General features: G+C 35.8%; 9 protein-coding genes. 8 read left to right on the top strand and 1 reads right to left on the bottom strand.

From position 1 onward, the window contains the following. From AACP56_RS10365 to AACP56_RS10355, 3 genes are all read left to right on the top strand, one after another. Window positions 1-3,497: T9SS type B sorting domain-containing protein (locus tag AACP56_RS10365; RefSeq protein WP_339337243.1), on the top strand; the 3,497-nt coding region annotated here is incomplete at its 5' end. A 3-nt stretch (window positions 3,498-3,500) separates the two neighbouring features. Continuing rightward, the gene (locus AACP56_RS10360) at window positions 3,501-4,484 is read left to right on the top strand and encodes a PorP/SprF family type IX secretion system membrane protein (RefSeq protein WP_339337244.1); all 984 of its coding nucleotides are present in this window, start codon (window positions 3,501-3,503) and stop codon (window positions 4,482-4,484) included. Between the two features lie 10 nt (window positions 4,485-4,494). Continuing rightward, on the top strand, window positions 4,495-6,441 hold the full coding sequence (locus tag AACP56_RS10355; RefSeq protein ID WP_339337245.1) for an OmpA family protein: 1,947 nt from the start codon (window positions 4,495-4,497) through the stop codon (window positions 6,439-6,441). Window positions 6,442-6,465: 24 nt separating this feature from the next. Here the strand turns inward: AACP56_RS10355 and AACP56_RS10350 are convergent, their stop codons facing one another. After that, on the bottom strand, window positions 6,466-7,719 hold the full coding sequence (locus AACP56_RS10350; protein WP_339337246.1) for an NRAMP family divalent metal transporter: 1,254 nt from the start codon (window positions 7,717-7,719) through the stop codon (window positions 6,466-6,468). A 70-nt stretch (window positions 7,720-7,789) separates the two neighbouring features. Between AACP56_RS10350 and AACP56_RS10345 the strand changes: the two genes are divergently transcribed. The 5 genes from AACP56_RS10345 to AACP56_RS10325 all read left to right on the top strand — a co-directional run bounded on the left by AACP56_RS10345 (window position 7,790) and on the right by AACP56_RS10325 (window position 18,241). Then, window positions 7,790-8,809, top strand: a complete 1,020-nt coding sequence (locus AACP56_RS10345; RefSeq protein WP_339337247.1) for an alpha/beta hydrolase — start codon at window positions 7,790-7,792, stop codon at window positions 8,807-8,809. A gap of 118 nt (window positions 8,810-8,927) precedes the next feature. Then, window positions 8,928-9,941, top strand: a complete 1,014-nt coding sequence (locus AACP56_RS10340; RefSeq protein WP_339337248.1) for a GntR family transcriptional regulator — start codon at window positions 8,928-8,930, stop codon at window positions 9,939-9,941. Window positions 9,942-10,093: 152 nt separating this feature from the next. Then, on the top strand, window positions 10,094-13,162 hold the full coding sequence (locus AACP56_RS10335) for a SusC/RagA family TonB-linked outer membrane protein (protein ID WP_339337249.1): 3,069 nt from the start codon (window positions 10,094-10,096) through the stop codon (window positions 13,160-13,162). Window positions 13,163-13,193: 31 nt separating this feature from the next. Beyond that, entirely contained in the window at window positions 13,194-14,780 is a 1,587-nt protein-coding gene (locus AACP56_RS10330) for a RagB/SusD family nutrient uptake outer membrane protein (RefSeq protein WP_339337250.1), read from the top strand. 191 nt (window positions 14,781-14,971) lie between these two features. Continuing rightward, complete coding sequence (locus AACP56_RS10325; protein WP_339337251.1) at window positions 14,972-18,241, top strand: VCBS repeat-containing protein; 3,270 nt, start codon at window positions 14,972-14,974, stop codon at window positions 18,239-18,241. The last annotated feature ends 1 nt before the right edge of the window (window position 18,242 follow it).

The following is an 18,242-nucleotide window of genomic DNA, read 5'->3' as shown; positions in this document are numbered from 1 at the left end:
CAGGGTATACGGTCGGAGCTCCTCCGAACAATGCTGCGACGGTGACGATAACGAGCGAGGATAATACAATTTCGATAGTCTCAGATATAACCCTTGATGAAGGAGATTCTGGACCAACAGCTTTTGTATTTACAATAAATCGTACGGGTAATTTGACAAATGCTTCGACCGTTGATTATACTGTTGCTGGAAGCGGAACTTCGCTTACGGACGATTCTGATTTTGTTGGTGGAGTTTCTCCAAGCGGAACAATCTCTTTTGCAGCCAATGAAGCAAGTACCACAGTTGCTATTAATGTAAATGGGGATACAGATTTTGAGCCTGATGAAACTTTTACGATTACATTAAGTAATCCAAGTGCAGGTTCCACGATAGGTACTGCAACAGCTATAGGTACAATCACTAATGATGATAATGGAATAGTTAGTATAGTTAATACTACTAATGGCTTAGAAAATGGAGCTGGTTCAGTTATCAATGGGGTTTTAACAGTTTCTCAGACAATTGCTACAACTTCAAATACTGTAATTACATATAGCGTTACAGCAACTGCAACTGAAGGGGTTGATTTTTCAACTTTAAGTAGAACGGCAACAATAATTGCAGGTCAAATGTCCACTGAGATAATAGTGCCAATACTTGAAGATACCATTGTTGAAGGTAATGAAAGTGTAATAATAACATTGACGGCCATTACATCTGGTGGTGCATTAGAATTGGATGCTACACCAGCTAACCGTACGGCAACCAATACTATTATTGATGATGATACAGCCACGATTACTATTGCAGATGTGAGTGGTCTAGAAAATACAGGTACAATAACGATAAATGCTAGTTTAGATAATGCTGTGGTTGGTGGCTTTCAGGTACGAGTTACAACTACAGATGGCACTGCAACAGTAGCAAATAATGACTATAATGCAATTACGAATCAGCCATTAAATTTTTTAGGTAATGCAAATGAATTAAGAACAATAACATTGACTACACAAGCTGACGCAGTTATAGAAGCTGATGAAGTTTTAACTATTTCAATGAGTAACTTGTTGCCCAATTCTTTGCCAGTGGATATTTCTGATACAGCTACAATTACCATTTTGAACGATGATTCTTGCCTTGCAGGAGGAACAGCTCCAGTTTTAGATGCTACTGAAGAAACTGCCTTTTGTGATAGTTTCAATAAAGATCTCGATGATTATACAACAAGCACACCTCCGGTTGGTTCAGAGTTAAGGTGGAGTACCAGTAACGTTGGATTGGATGATGACTCCACTCATTTAAGCACGAGTGTAGTAAATGTTGCAAACACCTATTTTGGATTCTTTTATGATACGGTAAATAATTGTGCTAGTCCTGCCCTACAAATAACAATTACTACAAATACCACACCTTCTCCTGGTACTGCAACAAATGTAGCTGCTTGTAGCATTCCTGCAAATGGAGTTTCAATAATAAATTTGGATGACCAGCTAGCAGGAGCTGATGCCGGAACTTGGTCATTGGTTACCGCGCCTGGAGGAAGTGCCACTACTATTAATGGGGCTAACGAAGTAAATTTTACAGGTCAACCAGATGGTACTTATATATTTAGGTACACTACAACTGATGCAGACCCACCATGTTCAAATCAAATAGAAGATTTAACGATAACAGTTTCTCAATGTATATTACCATGTGACGCTGGGAATACAGCTCCTGCCTTAGATACTGCTCAGCCAATAGATTTTTGTGATACTATCAATGTTGATTTGGATAATTATGTAACAAACACTGCACCAGCAGGTAGTACGTTAACATGGAGCACAAATGCTGACCCATTACAAGAAAGTGCGCATAGAAGCAGCGTTGTAAACGCTCCGGGCACCTATTATGGATTTTTCTATGATGATGTAAATAATTGTGCAAGCCCTACATTGGAAATCCCATTAACCATTAATATTACGCCAACAATAAATAGTTCGGTTGGCGGTGTGCGTTGCGGACCTGGAATTGTGACCTTAACTGCATCTTCAAATCAAACAAGTGCTTCCTTAAATTGGTATAATGTTCCTACTGGTGGTGCAATTTTAGGTACTGGGGGTACATTTGTTACTCCAAGTATATCAACCACAACTTCCTTTTATGTAGAGGCAACTTCAAATGGTTGTGCATCTGTAAGAACAGAGGTAATTGCTACAGTTAACGATCAACCATCTGCAGGTACTGCCACAAATACTACTGCTTGTAACTCAACTGGCAATGGAGGAGTCACTACAGTGGATTTGGACACCACTTTAAGTGGTCAAGATGCCGGAAATTGGATTTTTACATCTGGTCCTACAGGCGGTTCTCCTATAATTGGAGGTGATAATGTAGTAGATTTTAATGGGCTTCCTTTGGGGGATTATATATTTACGTATACTACAAATACTGCTGCGTCTCCGTGCACCAATGAATCAATTGATGTGACTGTTACTGTGATAGAATGTGTTTTTGATGCTGATGCTGATGGTTTGACCGATGAAGAAGAAGCTACTATTGGAACCGATCCCAATAATCCAGATACAGACGGTGATGGAATTTTAGATGGTCAAGAAGTGAACACCGATAATACGAACCCACTTGATGATTGTGATTCGGTAGGAGGAATGCCATTAGGGACCAGTGATTGTGATAATGATGGATTGACCACAGACGAAGAAACTGATTTAGGCACTAATCCTAATGATGCAGATTCTGATGGTGATGGTTTAACTGATGGTGAAGAAGTTCTTGTGGTAGATGATCCATCTACAGCAGAAGTACCTGAAAATGCTTCTGACCCTTTAGATCCATGTGATCCATTTTTAACTCCTGATTGTAATCCAGAACCCATTGATTTATTGATAGAGAAAAGTGTTGATAATGATAGACCACTATTGGGGGATAACGTTACGTTTACAATTTCTGCAACCAACCTGACTATGGACCGTGTTCTGGATATTACAATTACTGATATACTTGTGGCTGGATTTGTCTATGTTTCAGATACAGCCTCAAAAGGGTCATATGATATCACTACGGGTATATGGACAATTGATGAACTAGTTGCGGAAGAAGTGATTACTTTAGAAATCATTGTTACTGTTGTTGCCTCAGGTCCTCTGGAAAATACGGCAACCTTGACCAACTCTTTCCCTGTGGACAATATTAATGTCGATAATAATGAAGCTACGGTCACAGTACAGGCGGTGACCAGCCCATGCAGCGATTGTGGTACAATTTGTAATATGTTTTCTCCAAATCAAGATGGAACCAATGATTTCTTGATTTTAAATTGTTTTAATACTTACCCTAACAATTCGTTGCAGATTTTCGATAGGTATGGTAATAACGTATTTGAAGCGGCACCTTATGACAATTCTTGGGATGGAACATATAAGAACGGTGAATTGCCAAAAGGAACCTATTTTTATTTACTGGATTTAGGAGATGGTACCGAAGTTACTAAAGGTTGGATTCAAATAATTAGGTAAGATATGTTGAGGAAAACCTATTTTAGATATACACTCCATTTTATTGTTTTTGCATTTTGGTGCATAAGCTCTACAGCTCAAAGGGAACCGCAATACACTCAATATATGTATAATATTGGCAGTTTTAATCCTGCCTATGTGGGTTCAGTGGAATCTTCAGAATTTTCCGCTCTATATAGAGCGCAATGGATAGACATTCCTGGAGCTCCAAAAACACTAAGATTTGGAGCTAACATACCTATGTCAAACGAAAAAATGGGGGTTGGTTTTAATGTGGTAAGCGATCAATTAGGACCTTCTTCGCAAACTTACATAGATGTTGCGTATTCCTATCAGGTTAATCTTAGTCCAGATTCTTGGTTGTCTTTTGGTCTTGATGCAGGAGGTTCTTTTTTAAATTTGAACTATTCTGATGGGAATTTCCAAAATCCTTCTGAACCTTTGATAGGTGGAGATAACTTTAATCAGTTTTACCCAATTGTGGGAGGTGGATTGTTCATGTATGGTGAAAATTGGTATACAGGCATTTCTACACCAAATTTCCTTACCCTTGGTATTTATGATCAAGAGCTGGAATCTGTTATTGATAATAATATACAATTGGATTTTATTTCAGGTTATGTTTTTGATATATCAGACAATACAAAATTTAAACCAGCAGCTTTAATTAACTATATTGATCAAGGACCGGTAACTGTTAATTTGTCAGCCAATTTTTTGTTTTTAGATGCTTTTACGCTAGGAGCATCTTATCGTTTTGATAATGCGGTCAGTGGTTTGGCTGGTTTCCAAATATCAAATACAATGTTTTTAGGGTATTCGTATGATTACAATACCAATGGTTTGGGAGAGTTCACAAACGGATCCCATGAAGCCATTTTAAAATTTCACCTTGGAAGAGGTGGAGGGTCACGTAGTAAAACCAAACAGAAAAATAATAAGTTAAAAGGAAAACCAAAGCAAGTTGATTCACCAAGATTTTTTTAATTTCATTTAGATGAGAACAACTTTTATTTTATTCTTTATTTCTTGTTCGATTTGTTTTTCACAAAAAAGACAATCCAAGGGTGACCAGTTTTTCTTTCAATATGCGTACAAGAAAGCAATAGTAGCATATGAAGAAGATTTGTCTAAAGGATATTTAAATGCTATACAATACTTAAACTTAGCAGATTCTTACTATCAAATTGGTGAATATGAAAAAGCAAATGATGCTTATCTAAGTGTTTTTTCGGATGATAATTATCTAGACTCTATAATGAGTACAAATCGTTTCAATAAGATGCTTCAAAGCTTAGGGAAAACAGGTGAAACGATTATGATTGATAACTTTCTAAAGTCAAATCAAGACGTTTTTTCAAATGAATTGTTGGAAAACTCCAAGTTTAATAAAGAATTATTAAGTTCTGCAGTAACAAATAGCGGCTTAGATTATAAGATTTTTAATTTAAACAGTAATAGCGACCAAGGAGATTTTTCGCCTGCGTTTTATCAAGATAAATTGTTGTTCACTAGTGGAAGGCCTAAGACTAAAAAGCAAATTTTTTCTCCGTCTGGACAAGTTTACTTGGATATTTTTGAAGGTACGCCCGATTCCGAAGGTCAATTATCCAATGCAACCAAGTTCATTGGTATAAAAGATTCAGATTTTCATAAAGCAACACCATACTTTGCTCAGGAACTAAATAGTCTTATTTATGTTTTGTCAAATACTAGTGAAGGCGAACTTTTATTCGATGATAATGGTAAAAATGCATTGGCAATAGGTATGAAACCCGAGAATGGAGAATTCCGATTTCTATTGAGGGATTTAAGCACTTCTTTTTATTATCCGTTTTACGATGCGGATAGTGGTAAGCTCTTTTTTTCCGCAAAATTTGATGATGGGTATGGAGGTACGGATATCTATTTTGTTTATACCAATAATGGACAAATTATGTCCGCCCCAATCAATTTAGGCCCTCGGATTAACTCACCTGGAAATGAAATAGCTCCTTATGTTTTTGAAAATAGCCTATATTTTTCTTCGGATGTCTTCTATGGCATTGGGGGAATGGACATTTATAAATCCAATTTTGAGTCCGAAGATAGCTTTAGCATACCTGTCAATTTAGGCAAAGAAATCAATTCCGAAAAAGATGATTTTGGGTTTATTATAAAAAATAGAGGAAATGGCCTTCTAGGTTATTTTTCTTCTAATAGAGAAGGTGGTAAAGGCGATGATGATATTTATGGGTTTTTAGTTGACCAAAAGCCTGGGCTAAAAACATTAACGCTACGCGGCAAGGTAATTGAGCCTTACGGTAATAGAAAAGTTATCGCTAATAGTACTGTAAGGCTTTTAAACAGTGACGGTAGTATTATTAGTGAGGTTACTTCAAATGAAGATGGAATGTATCGTTTTGAGATTCCATGGAGAGAAGATGTAATTCTTCAAGCTTCAAAAGAAAGATATTCTTTGTACACTAAAAAGATGGTTGTGGTAACCGGTGATGAGCAGGAAACTACTTTTGATGTAGATGTTGAATTGTCTTTATATGATGATTTAGTTGAAGAAAAAGAAGAGCAAACGGTTATTAAGCTAAGAAAATTCTTTTTTGAAAAAGGGAAAACCACTATCACACCTGAAATTGCCATCGAATTGGACAAAGTAGTCGCGGCAGTTAGCTCTTTTCCAAATATTCAACTTAGGATAGAGACCCATACAGATAGTAGGGGAGGAAGTAGCACAAATTTTAGACTCACGCAAAAAAGATCAGATGCTATTAAAAAATACCTCTTGGACAATGGGGTTTCTGGCACCAATATATTGTATTCCATAGGCTATGGTGAGGATAAGATTATAAATAACTGTACAAATGGAGTATTTTGTCTGGAAATGCTACATAAGCAAAATCAACGTTCTCTTATCGTGGTCTTAAATGATAACGTACTTTTTCAGTAATGAACCAACTATTTCATATCTGGTTTAGAAAATAACAATCCAACAGTAATAAATAGAAAAAAAAGCTAAAAAAATCATGCCTATATAGGAAAGTGATTTTAATGCTTTACTAGGTTGAAATTGTGCACTTATATCTTTCCCAGTTACAGTTTTCAAGTTCATCCAACCAATTATGGGTGCCATAACAAAAGAAACAAAAGTTGCGAGAGCCACTAGATTGGACATATTTCCACTAAAAGCTGCAATTACAATCCAGTTTATTAACGCCAAGAATATCACGACAAAGGCAAAAGATGATTTTTTAGTGAACAATTTATTGGAAGGATATAATTTATTAATAACATCCAAACTAACCCTAGAGACTGCATCATGTGCCGTCATACAAGTACTGAACATGGTAGCAAATGCCGCAACTGCAATTAAAAAGTAGGCCCAATTACCTATGTGAGATGTAAAAAGGGTAACAACTTGATCAGCAAAAGTTACGGCATTTCCGCTTAATTCAATTCCAGTTCCATACAGTGTCATACAACCTATCACTAAAAACAAAACAGCTAACAATGCTGTAAGAAAGTATCCCAAGTTAAATTCGCCCAATGCTTCTTTTAAACTCGGTTTGTCATCCATGGAATTTAATTTTTCCATACTCCACATACTTACCCATCCAGATGCTTCAACAGCGGTTGGCATCCAACCAACCAAGCCAATTAAAAATAAGACTCCAACTTCATTAAAAATCCCTGGACTTTTAAAATTGGAAATGGGAGAAACAGGACCTTTGCTTATTACCAAAATTGTGGTAACCACTAAGGCTATAAATAATATGGAAACTACCAATTTTAAAGAAATTTCTAAAAAGCGATAGCGTCCAAGAATTAAAATTGTGCTAATAAAAATGAAAATACCAAGCGCAATCATACTTACGTTCGCATTGGGGATTTTAAATAGGTTTATGAAAAGTCCTGCAGTCACCACGTACAGTGCTGCTAAAATGGTAAATATGCTTACTAAGGTTATTACTGCATATAGCCAAAGATATTTTCTCCCCATGTTTAAATAACCTTCTATCAAGCTTTTTTTTGTGACGTTGGTATAACGTACACCAAACTCAAAAAAAGGATATTTTAGAATATTAGCCAGTATAATTGGGACAATCATTACCCAGCCATATTGTGCCCCCGCTTTTGTTGATAGCACAAGATGGGAGGTGCCAATGGCCATACTGGCAAACAAAAGACCAGGACCGAGGTTTTTAAGAAGAGCTTTGACTTTAGTCATAATTACATATTGGTCAATAATTAACTAAAATAGTTTTTTTGATGGATTAAAGAAATGTTATATTTCTTGTATGAAGATGATATCAAAAATTCTTAAGGTTCTGGCAATATTAATTGCAGTATTAGTTTTGGTTTATTTTTTGGGTCCTAAAGTAGAAGAACCAGATTTGAATACAGATTTACCAGAAATAACTTCGGATTTGGTGAAATTAGAAGCCAACATTAATAATAGGGAGCTTGAGATAAAAAATATCCGTCCGGATAATCAGGCTAGGATTATTTGGTATGATAGTATCCCAAAAAAGACTAAATATAGTATTGTTTATCTGCATGGCTGGTCTGCAAGCCAAGAAGAAGGAGACCCAATTCATGCGGAAACCGCAAAACGATATGGATGTAATCTATACTTGCCAAGATTAGCTGGACATGGTTTAAAAGAGGAAGAACCCATGCTAAACCTTACAGCTGACCAAGTAATAAATTCTGCAAAAGAGGCAATTGCCGTGGGAGAACAGTTAGGTGAAAAAGTAATTTTAATGGCAACTTCTACAGGAGGTACTTTGGCTTTGCATTTAGCCAGTGGAAATCCTGATATTGCTGCGTTGCTTTTATATTCACCCAATATTGAAATTTTTGATTCCAATGCCAAACTATTAACTAAGCCATGGGGATTGCAATTGGCAAAAATGGTTAAAGACTCGGATTATCATGAGTTTGATACCGATATAGAATTGAAGAACCAATATTGGACCACTAAGTATAGATTGGAAGCACTTACACATTTACAGGTCATGATGGATTATACCATGGTTCCTGAAACTTTTGAAAAAGTTACGCAACCAACATTCTTGGGATATTTTTATAAAAATGACTCTATACAGGATAATGTAGTGTCAGTTTCAGCAATGCAACAAATGTTTGATCAGTTGGGGACACCTGAAAAGAAGAAAAGGAAAATTGCTTTTCCAAACGTTGGCGACCATGTTATGACATCATATATCACATCTAAAGATTTAGAATCTGTTCAAAAAGAAACCAATAAGTTTTTTGAGGAAATCTTAAGCATAAAACCAAAAAATTCTTGGGAGTAAATTGTCAATTTACAAAGCTCATTTAATCGTTAATTTCTGCTTCATCTCATTAAAATTTCTGAAAGGACTAAAATTTTTGTAATATTCCAATCAGGAATATGGAAATTACAATTACTTCGTGAAACTAGCCAACTTTGTAAAAAAGCTAGAAGAAATTAATTCTCTATCTAAGCATGAACAGCTTGTGTTGGGGATTATTGATGCTATTGATTCTGGACATCTAACCGTTGGAAATCAACTGCCATCCATAAATGTAATGGTTGATGAGGTTGGTTTTGCAAGAAAAACAATTGTTAAGGCATATGAGGAATTAAAGGACAGAGGTCTTGTTGAGTCAAAGAAAACCAAAGGATACTTTGTTGTAAGCAATAAAACAAGGGTTTTTTTGAAAATTGCTTTAATAATGTACTCATTTCAGCGTTTTCAGCAAGAATTTTACAACGCATTACGGAATGAGCTTGGAGAGAAAGTGCAAATAGATGTTTTCTTTCATCATAATAATGAAGAAGTATTCCAAACTGTTTTTATGAATATTAGGGCCAAATATGGAATGTATGTTGTTGCTCCAATAGAAAGTGATAGCGTTAAAGAGCTTTTAAAAACATTAAGTCCAGAAAAACTGATAATTGTAGACCGCTTTTTAAATATAGGTAGCGAGTATACCTACATTACCCAAGAATTTGAACAAAGTACTTATACTAACTTAACCAATCTTTTGCCTAAGATAGAGAAGTACAAAGAACTGGTATTGTTCTTCAGAAATGATTTGGACTACCCAAAAGGGATTCTGTCATCTTATCTTAGATTTTTAAAGGACTTCAAAATAAAAGGAAGGGTCGAGGAAAATTATAAGGGTAATAGTGTTAAAAAAGATGTTCTTTATCTTTTTATTAGTGATGCCGACCTGTGGCCACTTCTTAAAGACTGTCGCAATGCTGATTTAAGGGTAGGTAGGGACGTCGGTGTTTTATCTTTCAACGATCATGTAGTAAAAGAGATAGTTTTTGGAGGAATTACTACAATATCCACTGATTTTAACGAAATGGCTGCTTTGACGGCAAACAATCTAAAAAGCTTGCATTATACCAAATCTATTGTGCCAACAAACCTCATAGATAGAGAATCTCTTTAAAAAGGCATATTTTGGATATGCCAATTATTCATTAATATTTTTAATATAATAACATTTTACTATCAATATATTTTGATATTAACAAAACTTTCATATTTTTGTTTAATAGCATAGACTATCATAGCATATAAACTAATCTAAACTCAATCTTTATGAAAAAAAGCCATCTTAAAAAACTTTTGGTTTTGTTGGTCTTTATTTATGCAAATATGGCATTTGCACAACAGACCATTACAGGGACGGTATCTGCTTCAGATGGGCCTTTACCTGGAGTTAACATTATTGAAAAAGGTACTGCCAATGGAGTAACTACCGATTTTGATGGAAATTATACCATCACAGTCGGTGATGATGCAACGCTGGTTTTTAGCTACATTGGTTTTAAAACGCAAGAAGTCGTTGTTACAGGTCAAACTACATTAAATGTATTGCTCGAAGAAGATTCGGCATTATTGGATGAAGTTGTTGTCGTTGGTTTTGGATCACAAGCAAAAGTAGATGTAACGGGAGCAATTTCTCAAATTAAACAAGAAGAAATTAAACAGATTGTAAGTGCAGATCCTACCAATGCCCTACAAGGAAGACTAGCGGGTGTACAAGTTGAAAGTGGAGGCGGGCAGCCAGGTGCTCCTACCAATGTAATCGTAAGAGGTATTAGCTCATTAACAAACACGTTCCCGCTATATGTAGTAGATGGAGCTATCGTAGACGATATAACTTTTTTAAACCCTAAGGATATTATTGATATTCAAGTATTAAAAGATGCTACTTCTGCGGCTATATATGGAACTAGAGCGGCAAATGGGGTTATCATTGTTTCGACAAACAGAGGTGCTTCTAATTCTGCTCCAAAAGTATCCGTAGACATACGTGGTGGTGCTAATACTGTTGCAAGAACGCTAGACTTTTTAGACGGGCCTGAGTTTGTACAATTCTTAAATCAAAGAAGTGCTAATGAAGGGCTACCAGCTAACATAGTAGATAACGGTGTAAATACAGATTTTCAAGATTTATCTCTAAACTCTGGATCAATCCAAGATTTTGGATTTAATATATCTGGTGGAGGTGAAGGCTCATCGTATTATTTTTCTTCTAATTATTATGACGAGGAAGGTATTGTGACGAGTGCTGATTTTCAACGTATTAATATTCGTTTGAATAGCCGTTTCAGTTTTGGTAAATGGAGTATTGAAGAATCTCTTTCTTACAACCAACGAGACTTAAACCAGAATCCATTTTTTGGAAGCGGTACATTTACTGCACCTGTAGTTAGGGCTTCAGCACCTGAAAGACTAGGTGGGTTTGAGGCTATAGACTCTAACTTATTTGGTGGTTCAGGAGGTACTAACAATTATGCGTTGGCACAATTAGTAGATGACCAAACTACGCAGCGTAATGTTCTAGGTAACTTTAAAGTAAAGTACGAAGTGATTGATGGTCTTACACTTGGTTTAAACTATGGTGTAGATTATCGTAATACATATTCAAATTTTAGACGACCTCGTTTTGATATGAGCCCAACGGACGCTCAGGTTAATTTAAACGCTCTAAATGATTTGACAGAAGTACGTGGTGAAATTTTATCCACTAACATCGAACCAACTATCAACTATAAAAATAGCTTTGGTAAGCATGATATAGATGTACTACTTGGGGGTGCTAGACAACAGATAGACAATAATTCTATTGCAATACAAGCTGAGGGCTTGCCTTCTGATGACATTACTAATATAGCAGGCTTTACAGATGCTATTGTGAATTCTGGAGGAGGAAGATTTTTATCAAGAATTTTCTCAGTCTTTGGAAGGGTAAATTATAAATTCGATGATAAATATATCTTTAACGCTATAGTTAGACGAGATGCTTCTTCACGATTCTCGGCGGATGGTGATTTCAACAACATTGTTTTACCAGCTTTCTCTGCAGGTTGGGTAATTAGTAATGAAGATTTCTGGCCTGAAGATTCAGTTTTTAATTTATTGAAGTTTAGAGCAGGTTATGGAGAGTTAGCCTCTCAGAATATTGGCGATTACTTATTTCAATCAGTACTTAACCCGGCATCTAACGTAAGTTTTAATAACACGACTGCAGGTGGTTTTGCTATTACTTCACTGGTAGACCCCAATATTTCATTCGAAACTGCGGAATCTACAAGTTTTGGTTTGGACGCTATTTTATTTGATAATAAACTTTCTGTAGGCATGGACTACTACGTAAGAAACAATAATGATGTTCTTGCTGCAGTTGCTGTACCTTCTACTACAGGGTCAGCTACAGCGGTAACGCAAAATGCCGCGTCCATTAAAAACTCTGGGTTTGAATTGCAAGCCAATTACGACCATGATAACGGAGGGGATTTTAAATTTAATGTTGGTCTAACCTTTGCTACCTTAAGTAATGAGTTAACAGCTTTACCTAATCCGCTAGTTGGCCCATCTATAGATGAAGAAGGTAATACACCTAATAGATTTGAAGTTGGTCAACCTATTGGATTCTTCTTTGGTTTCCAAAATGATGGATTATATAGAAGTCAGGCAGAAATTGATAGTGACCCTGCCTTAGCTAATGATCCGGAAAGAAGAGCTATTCTTCAGCCTGGTGACTTTAGAAGGGTAGATATTAATGGAGATGGTCAAATTAATAACGACGATAGAACTAATTTAGGATCTCCAATACCTGACTTTACTTACGGTATTAATTTTAATGGGACTTACAAGAACTGGGACTTTGGATTGAATTTTAATGGAGTTCAAGGAAATGAAATTTACAATGCACAACTATTCACAGGTACCTTTTTCTTGGATGGTAATAAATTTGGTTTCTTAAGGGATGCATTTGGATCCCCAGGAGCGGATAATGCTACTACAAATATTCCTAGAGCTTCTTTGCCAAATGCAGCTGGTAACCAATTACCATCAGACTTCTTTGTAGAAGATGGCTCTTATTTAAGATTAAGATCTATTGAGATAGGTTATGATTTGACACAGGTAATCGATTTACCATGGGTGAGTAGCGCTCGTGTCTTCTATAACATGCAAAACGTTTTCACAATTACAGGATATAGTGGTTATGATCCTGAAATTGGTTCAACTTTAGTAGGTACTGGAGGCGGATTCTTTGGTTTCCCGAATAATACACCACCAATTCTTGGTAGAGGTATTGATCTAGGTGCGCAACCTAGGCCTAGAACATTTATCTTAGGATTACAGGTATCTTTTTAAATTGTTTATGAATAATTAGAAAATTGACAAAATGAAACTAAAAACGAATAAATTTATGATTGTTACGCTATTGGCAGCCATGCTGGTTCCGCTGAATAGCTGTAATGAGGATGAGCTTAAAATATCCAATCCAAATACAGTATCACAATTAGCTTTCTTTAATAATGAAGAAGATTTTAGAGTTGCTGTAAATGGAATGATACACCCAATTACTGCGGTATTTTTCTGGGGTAGGGTTGTACATACAGGCCCAACCCTAAGGTCAGATGCATTCAACGTAGTACCTTTTGCAAACAATACCACCATGTCTACACTACAAGGTGTTCCTGGTGTTAGTAGATGGTCTGTTGATATGTTCCCGCAATTGTATCAAACTGTATTTAGAGCAAATACTATTTTAGAGGAAGCAAATGATGAAAACTTACCTGCAGGTAATGGAAGGGATGAAGTGCTGGGACAGGCTTATTTTATGCGAGCGTTTGCAAATTGGTATTTGGCGGCTTTTTGGGGTAATGTACCTTTGGTTCTTAGTACACCTGAAAATCAAGAGGAATTTTTTCCATCTCCAGCGACTCAAACAGAAATCTTTAATTCGGTCTTATCGGATTTAGCTATGGCTGCAAGTATGTTGCCAGCGACATGGTCTGATAATGATTTGGGAAGACCAACTTCTGGGTCAGCATTGGCACTAAGAGGGAAGACGAATTTATATATGGGCAACTTTTCGGAAGCTGCAACAGACTTAAGAGCTGTGGTGACCAGTGGAGTATACAGTTTGCTTCCTGCTGAGCAGTACGGAGATAATTTTAATGTGGTAGGTGAAAATAATTCAGAATCTGTTTTTGAGTTGCAATTTGCTGCGCAAGATAATTTTGTATGGGGATCAGATATACCACTTACAGGGTCTCAAAGTAACTATATTATTGATTATGCACCTCCGACTTACAGTTTAGATAGAGGGCACTATATTAATCCCCATATATTACAAGCGTTTGTGGATAATGGAGATACAGTTAGAAGAAATGAAACAATAGCGTTTGATTATCCAGGTGCTACTGGGTATGGTGGAACTCCATTCTTGGAAGACTTTGCGGGAGACATTGAAGCAGCACAAGTAGCAGGCGTTGATCCGTTGTTTACCCGTAAATATGCTATGCTGTTTGCAGGTACTCGTGATCAGATTTCACCGTTTGGAGAAAATATTGGATTGAATTGGAGAATAATTAGATACGCTGATGTGCTTTTAATGTTAGCAGAAGCGGAAAATGAAAATGGAAACACTCCAGAAGCAATCGCATTGGTTAACCAAGTAAGACAACGAGCGGAAATAGCTGACTTACCAAATACATTAAGCAGCACTGAAGTTTTTGATGCGATAGTTGAAGAGCGCATCATGGAGCTTACTGGCGAGGGTCACCGTTATTTGGATTTAGTGCGTTGGGGATTAGCTGAAGAAGTATTAGGAGCAGGTTCAACCATAGCGGGAGGTAGACATCCAAAATCTCTAGCTGGAGAAAGTGCAGTATTCACACCAGGGCGTGACGAGCTAATTTGGATTCCGGTTCCAGAATTGAATGCTAATCCAAATCTGAACCAAAATCCTGGTTATAGTAATTAACACAACCTTTGATTATAAATTTTATAGTTTGATTTAGTTTAAGTTCAGTAGTTATTAAGAGCCAAGTGATGTATTATTGCTTGGCTTTTAATTTAAAAGAACCTCTTCCAATAATGAAAATAAGTGTTCAAATAATATTTTATAGCTGTGTAGTCCTTATGGTTTCTTGCAGTGATTTGCACCAAACAAAAATGTTTGAATACTTAGACTCTGAACAGACTAATGTTGATTTTGAAAACACTATAACCATTGATGAAGAGATTAATGTGATAGATTTTCAATATTGTTATAATGGAGGTGGGGTTGGAATAGGTGATTTTAACAATGACCAGCTACCAGACATAGTTTTTACTGGAAACCAAGTACCTTCAAAAGTCTATTTAAATCAAGGAGAACTAAGTTTTCTAGATATTACCAGTGCTTCTAAATTTCACACCAAAGGTTGGATTACTGGCGTTGCAATTGTAGATATTAATGTAGATGGTTTGGATGATATCTACCTTAATGTTGGCGGTCCAAATTGTAATGATGATTGCAATAACCTATTATATATCAATCAAGGAGTAAATAAAAATGGTATTCCGGAATTTGTTGAGAAAGCAAAAGAATATGCTTTGGATGATGATAAATACTCACAACAAACTGTTTTCTTTGATTATGATTTGGATGGTGATTTAGATGCCTATATTGTTAGAAACGGTAATGTAAAATTTGATAAGAATTCTCCAATACCTAAACGTTATTTTCCAGAACATTTGAGTGATGTGCTTCTAAGAAATGATAAGGTGGAGAATTACGGGCATCCTGTTTTCACAGATGTTTCTAAAGAATTAGAAGGTGCGGAAAAAGGTTTTGGACTTGGTGTTGGCATTAATGATTTCAATAATGATGGTCTAATAGACATCTATGTTGCAAATGATTTTATAACTAATGATCTTTTATATATAAACTCAAGGTTGAAAGATAGTGTTACTTCTAGTTTCAGGGAATCAGCATCAAGCTTATTGGCACATCAAACCTATAATGCAATGGGTGTGGATATCGCTGATATTAATAATGATAGCTATCCAGATATAATGGTTTTGGATATGCTTCCAAAAAGTTATGGTAGATTAAAAACTATGGTAGGGTCAATGAATTACGATAAGTATGAACTTTCCTTAAGAAATGGATATTCTCCACAGTATATGCGAAATACGCTACAACTAAATAATGGATATACAAATGAGAAAGAATCCAAATTCACCGAGGTATCCTTTTTGACTAAACTTGCCCAAACAGATTGGAGTTGGGCTCCGTTACTGATTGATTTAGATGTGGATGGTGATAAAGATATATTTATTACAAATGGTTATGGTTTGGATATTACAAACCTTGATTTTATTAATTACACTCAGCAGAGTAACGCATTCGGTACACCAGAGTCACGTGACAAAAAGATAAAAGAAATAGTGGCCAAGCAAAAATCAATACCGCTTCAAAATTACTTTTTCCAAAATAATGGAGCTTTAAGCTTCAAGGACGTTTCTACAGAATGGGGTAATGAAAAGATCTCATTGTCCAATGGTGCAGCCTATTCCGATTTGGATTTAGATGGGGATTTGGACTTAATAGTAAATAACATTAATGAAAAGGCTTTTGTTCTAAAAAATAATGCTTCATCAAAAGAGAACTTCAACTATTTAAAAATAAAACTTTTAGGAACCGAGAAAAATAAGGATGCAATAGGTGCAAAGGTTATTTTATGGGACGATGGTAATTCGCAAACACATTTTCAATCTGTAATTAGAGGTTACCTCTCCTCTGTAGACCCAACCGTGTTCTTTGGATTAAAAGATAATAAGATTGATTCTTTACAAGTCACATGGCCTAATGGGGACCAAACAAAACTTGTGAATGTTACATCAAATCAAACTTTAGAAATTGATATTTCAAATGCTAAAAGGGAAGATGAAATCAATTTTCAAAAAAATCACACACTATTTGTACATAATGAAAGTGCTTTACAATACATTCATAAAGAGAATTTTTCCAATGATTACCTATCACAGCCTCTGTTGTTGACACAACATTCAAAGTCAGGTCCAAGTATTGCAAAGGCGAACATAGATGATGTGGTCGGGGATGAATTATTTATAGGAGGTAGTAAAGGTAACCCAGGAACTATGTGGGCTTTTAATGAGAATAATCAGTATGAACTTATCCAAAAATTTGACTCTGTTTATGAAGATACGGATGCTTCTTTTTTTGATTATGATTCTGATGGGGATTTGGATTTATACATAGCGAGTGGAAGTAACGAATTCAATGAATCCCATGATAATTTGGTGGATAGACTTTATGAAAACACAGGTGGTTATACTTTTAAACTTACAGAGAATATACTCCCTATTAAGAAAGTCGCGAGTAGTTGTGTAAGACCCTTGGATTTTGATAAAGATGGAGATGTTGATGTTTTTGTAGGGGCTAACATTGTGCCAAACAGCTATCCAGAAACACCAGAAAGTTATTTACTGACCAATAATGATGGTGTGTTTGCTGAAAAGGCAACTGATGGACTGTCTAGTATTGGTATGGTCAAAGATGCGGCTTGGGTAGATGTTGATGGAGACAATTGGGAAGATTTAATTTTAGTTGGGGATTGGATGCCGATTATAATTTTTAAGAATGATTCTGGAACCTTAAAAAAGATGGATGTCCAAATTCAAGATAAACTGGGAAAAAAAATCATTTCCAATGGTTGGTGGCGCTCATTGGCAAGCGGTGATTTTGATAAGGATGGGGATATAGATTTTGTATTGGGAAATCAAGGACATAACAATTTTATTAATCCAACTCAGGATTACCCAGCATATATTATGAATGCTGATTATGATAATAATGGGAGCATAGATCCATTGATTGCTACTTATTACGATACTGTTGAAGGAAAAACGCTAATGCCGTTGCATATGCGGGATGATATAATGAAGCAATTGGTGGTATTAAAAGACAAGTATCAAACTTATGAGCAGTTTGCCAATACAGATTTTAGAAAATTGCTGTCTTTAAATAGTGTAGACAGTGTTTCTTTAAAAGTTGCTGTTTCATCAAGTTCCTATTTGGAGAACTTAGGAAGTGGCAAGTTTGAACTTGTTCCCTTACCTGTAGAGTGCCAAGTAGCACCAATTAATACTTTATTAGTTAAAGATTTTAATAAGGACGGGAACATGGATGTTATAGTGGGTGGTAATGATTTTTATGCAGAAACACACTTTGGAAGGTATGATGGCCTTATGGGGGTTTTTCTAAAAGGGAATGGCACCGGAACTTTTGAAGTAATAAGCTCAAGAGAAAGCGGATTGTATATACCAAACCAAACAAGCAAGTTGCTTGAATTGAAAGATTTAAGAAATAATAGTTTGATTGTTGCTGGACAAAACAATATGGATGCAAAGGTATTTGAGTGGACTAAAAATTAGA

Source organism: Croceitalea sp. MTPC6, from assembly GCF_036985525.1.
In the GTDB taxonomy this organism is placed as follows: domain Bacteria; phylum Bacteroidota; class Bacteroidia; order Flavobacteriales; family Flavobacteriaceae; genus Croceitalea.
This window is presented reverse-complemented; position numbering and strand designations above follow the sequence as displayed.

Coding starts and splice junctions, on each gene's coding strand:
- AACP56_RS10325 (WP_339337251.1), top strand. CDS start 14,972: ATGTTTGAATACTTAGACTCTGAACAGACTAATGTTGATTTTGAAAAC.
- AACP56_RS10360 (WP_339337244.1), top strand. CDS start 3,501: ATGTTGAGGAAAACCTATTTTAGATATACACTCCATTTTATTGTTTTT.
- AACP56_RS10355 (WP_339337245.1), top strand. CDS start 4,495: ATGAGAACAACTTTTATTTTATTCTTTATTTCTTGTTCGATTTGTTTT.
- AACP56_RS10330 (WP_339337250.1), top strand. CDS start 13,194: ATGAAACTAAAAACGAATAAATTTATGATTGTTACGCTATTGGCAGCC.
- AACP56_RS10345 (WP_339337247.1), top strand. CDS start 7,790: ATGAAGATGATATCAAAAATTCTTAAGGTTCTGGCAATATTAATTGCA.
- AACP56_RS10350 (WP_339337246.1), bottom strand. CDS start 7,719: ATGACTAAAGTCAAAGCTCTTCTTAAAAACCTCGGTCCTGGTCTTTTG.
- AACP56_RS10335 (WP_339337249.1), top strand. CDS start 10,094: ATGAAAAAAAGCCATCTTAAAAAACTTTTGGTTTTGTTGGTCTTTATT.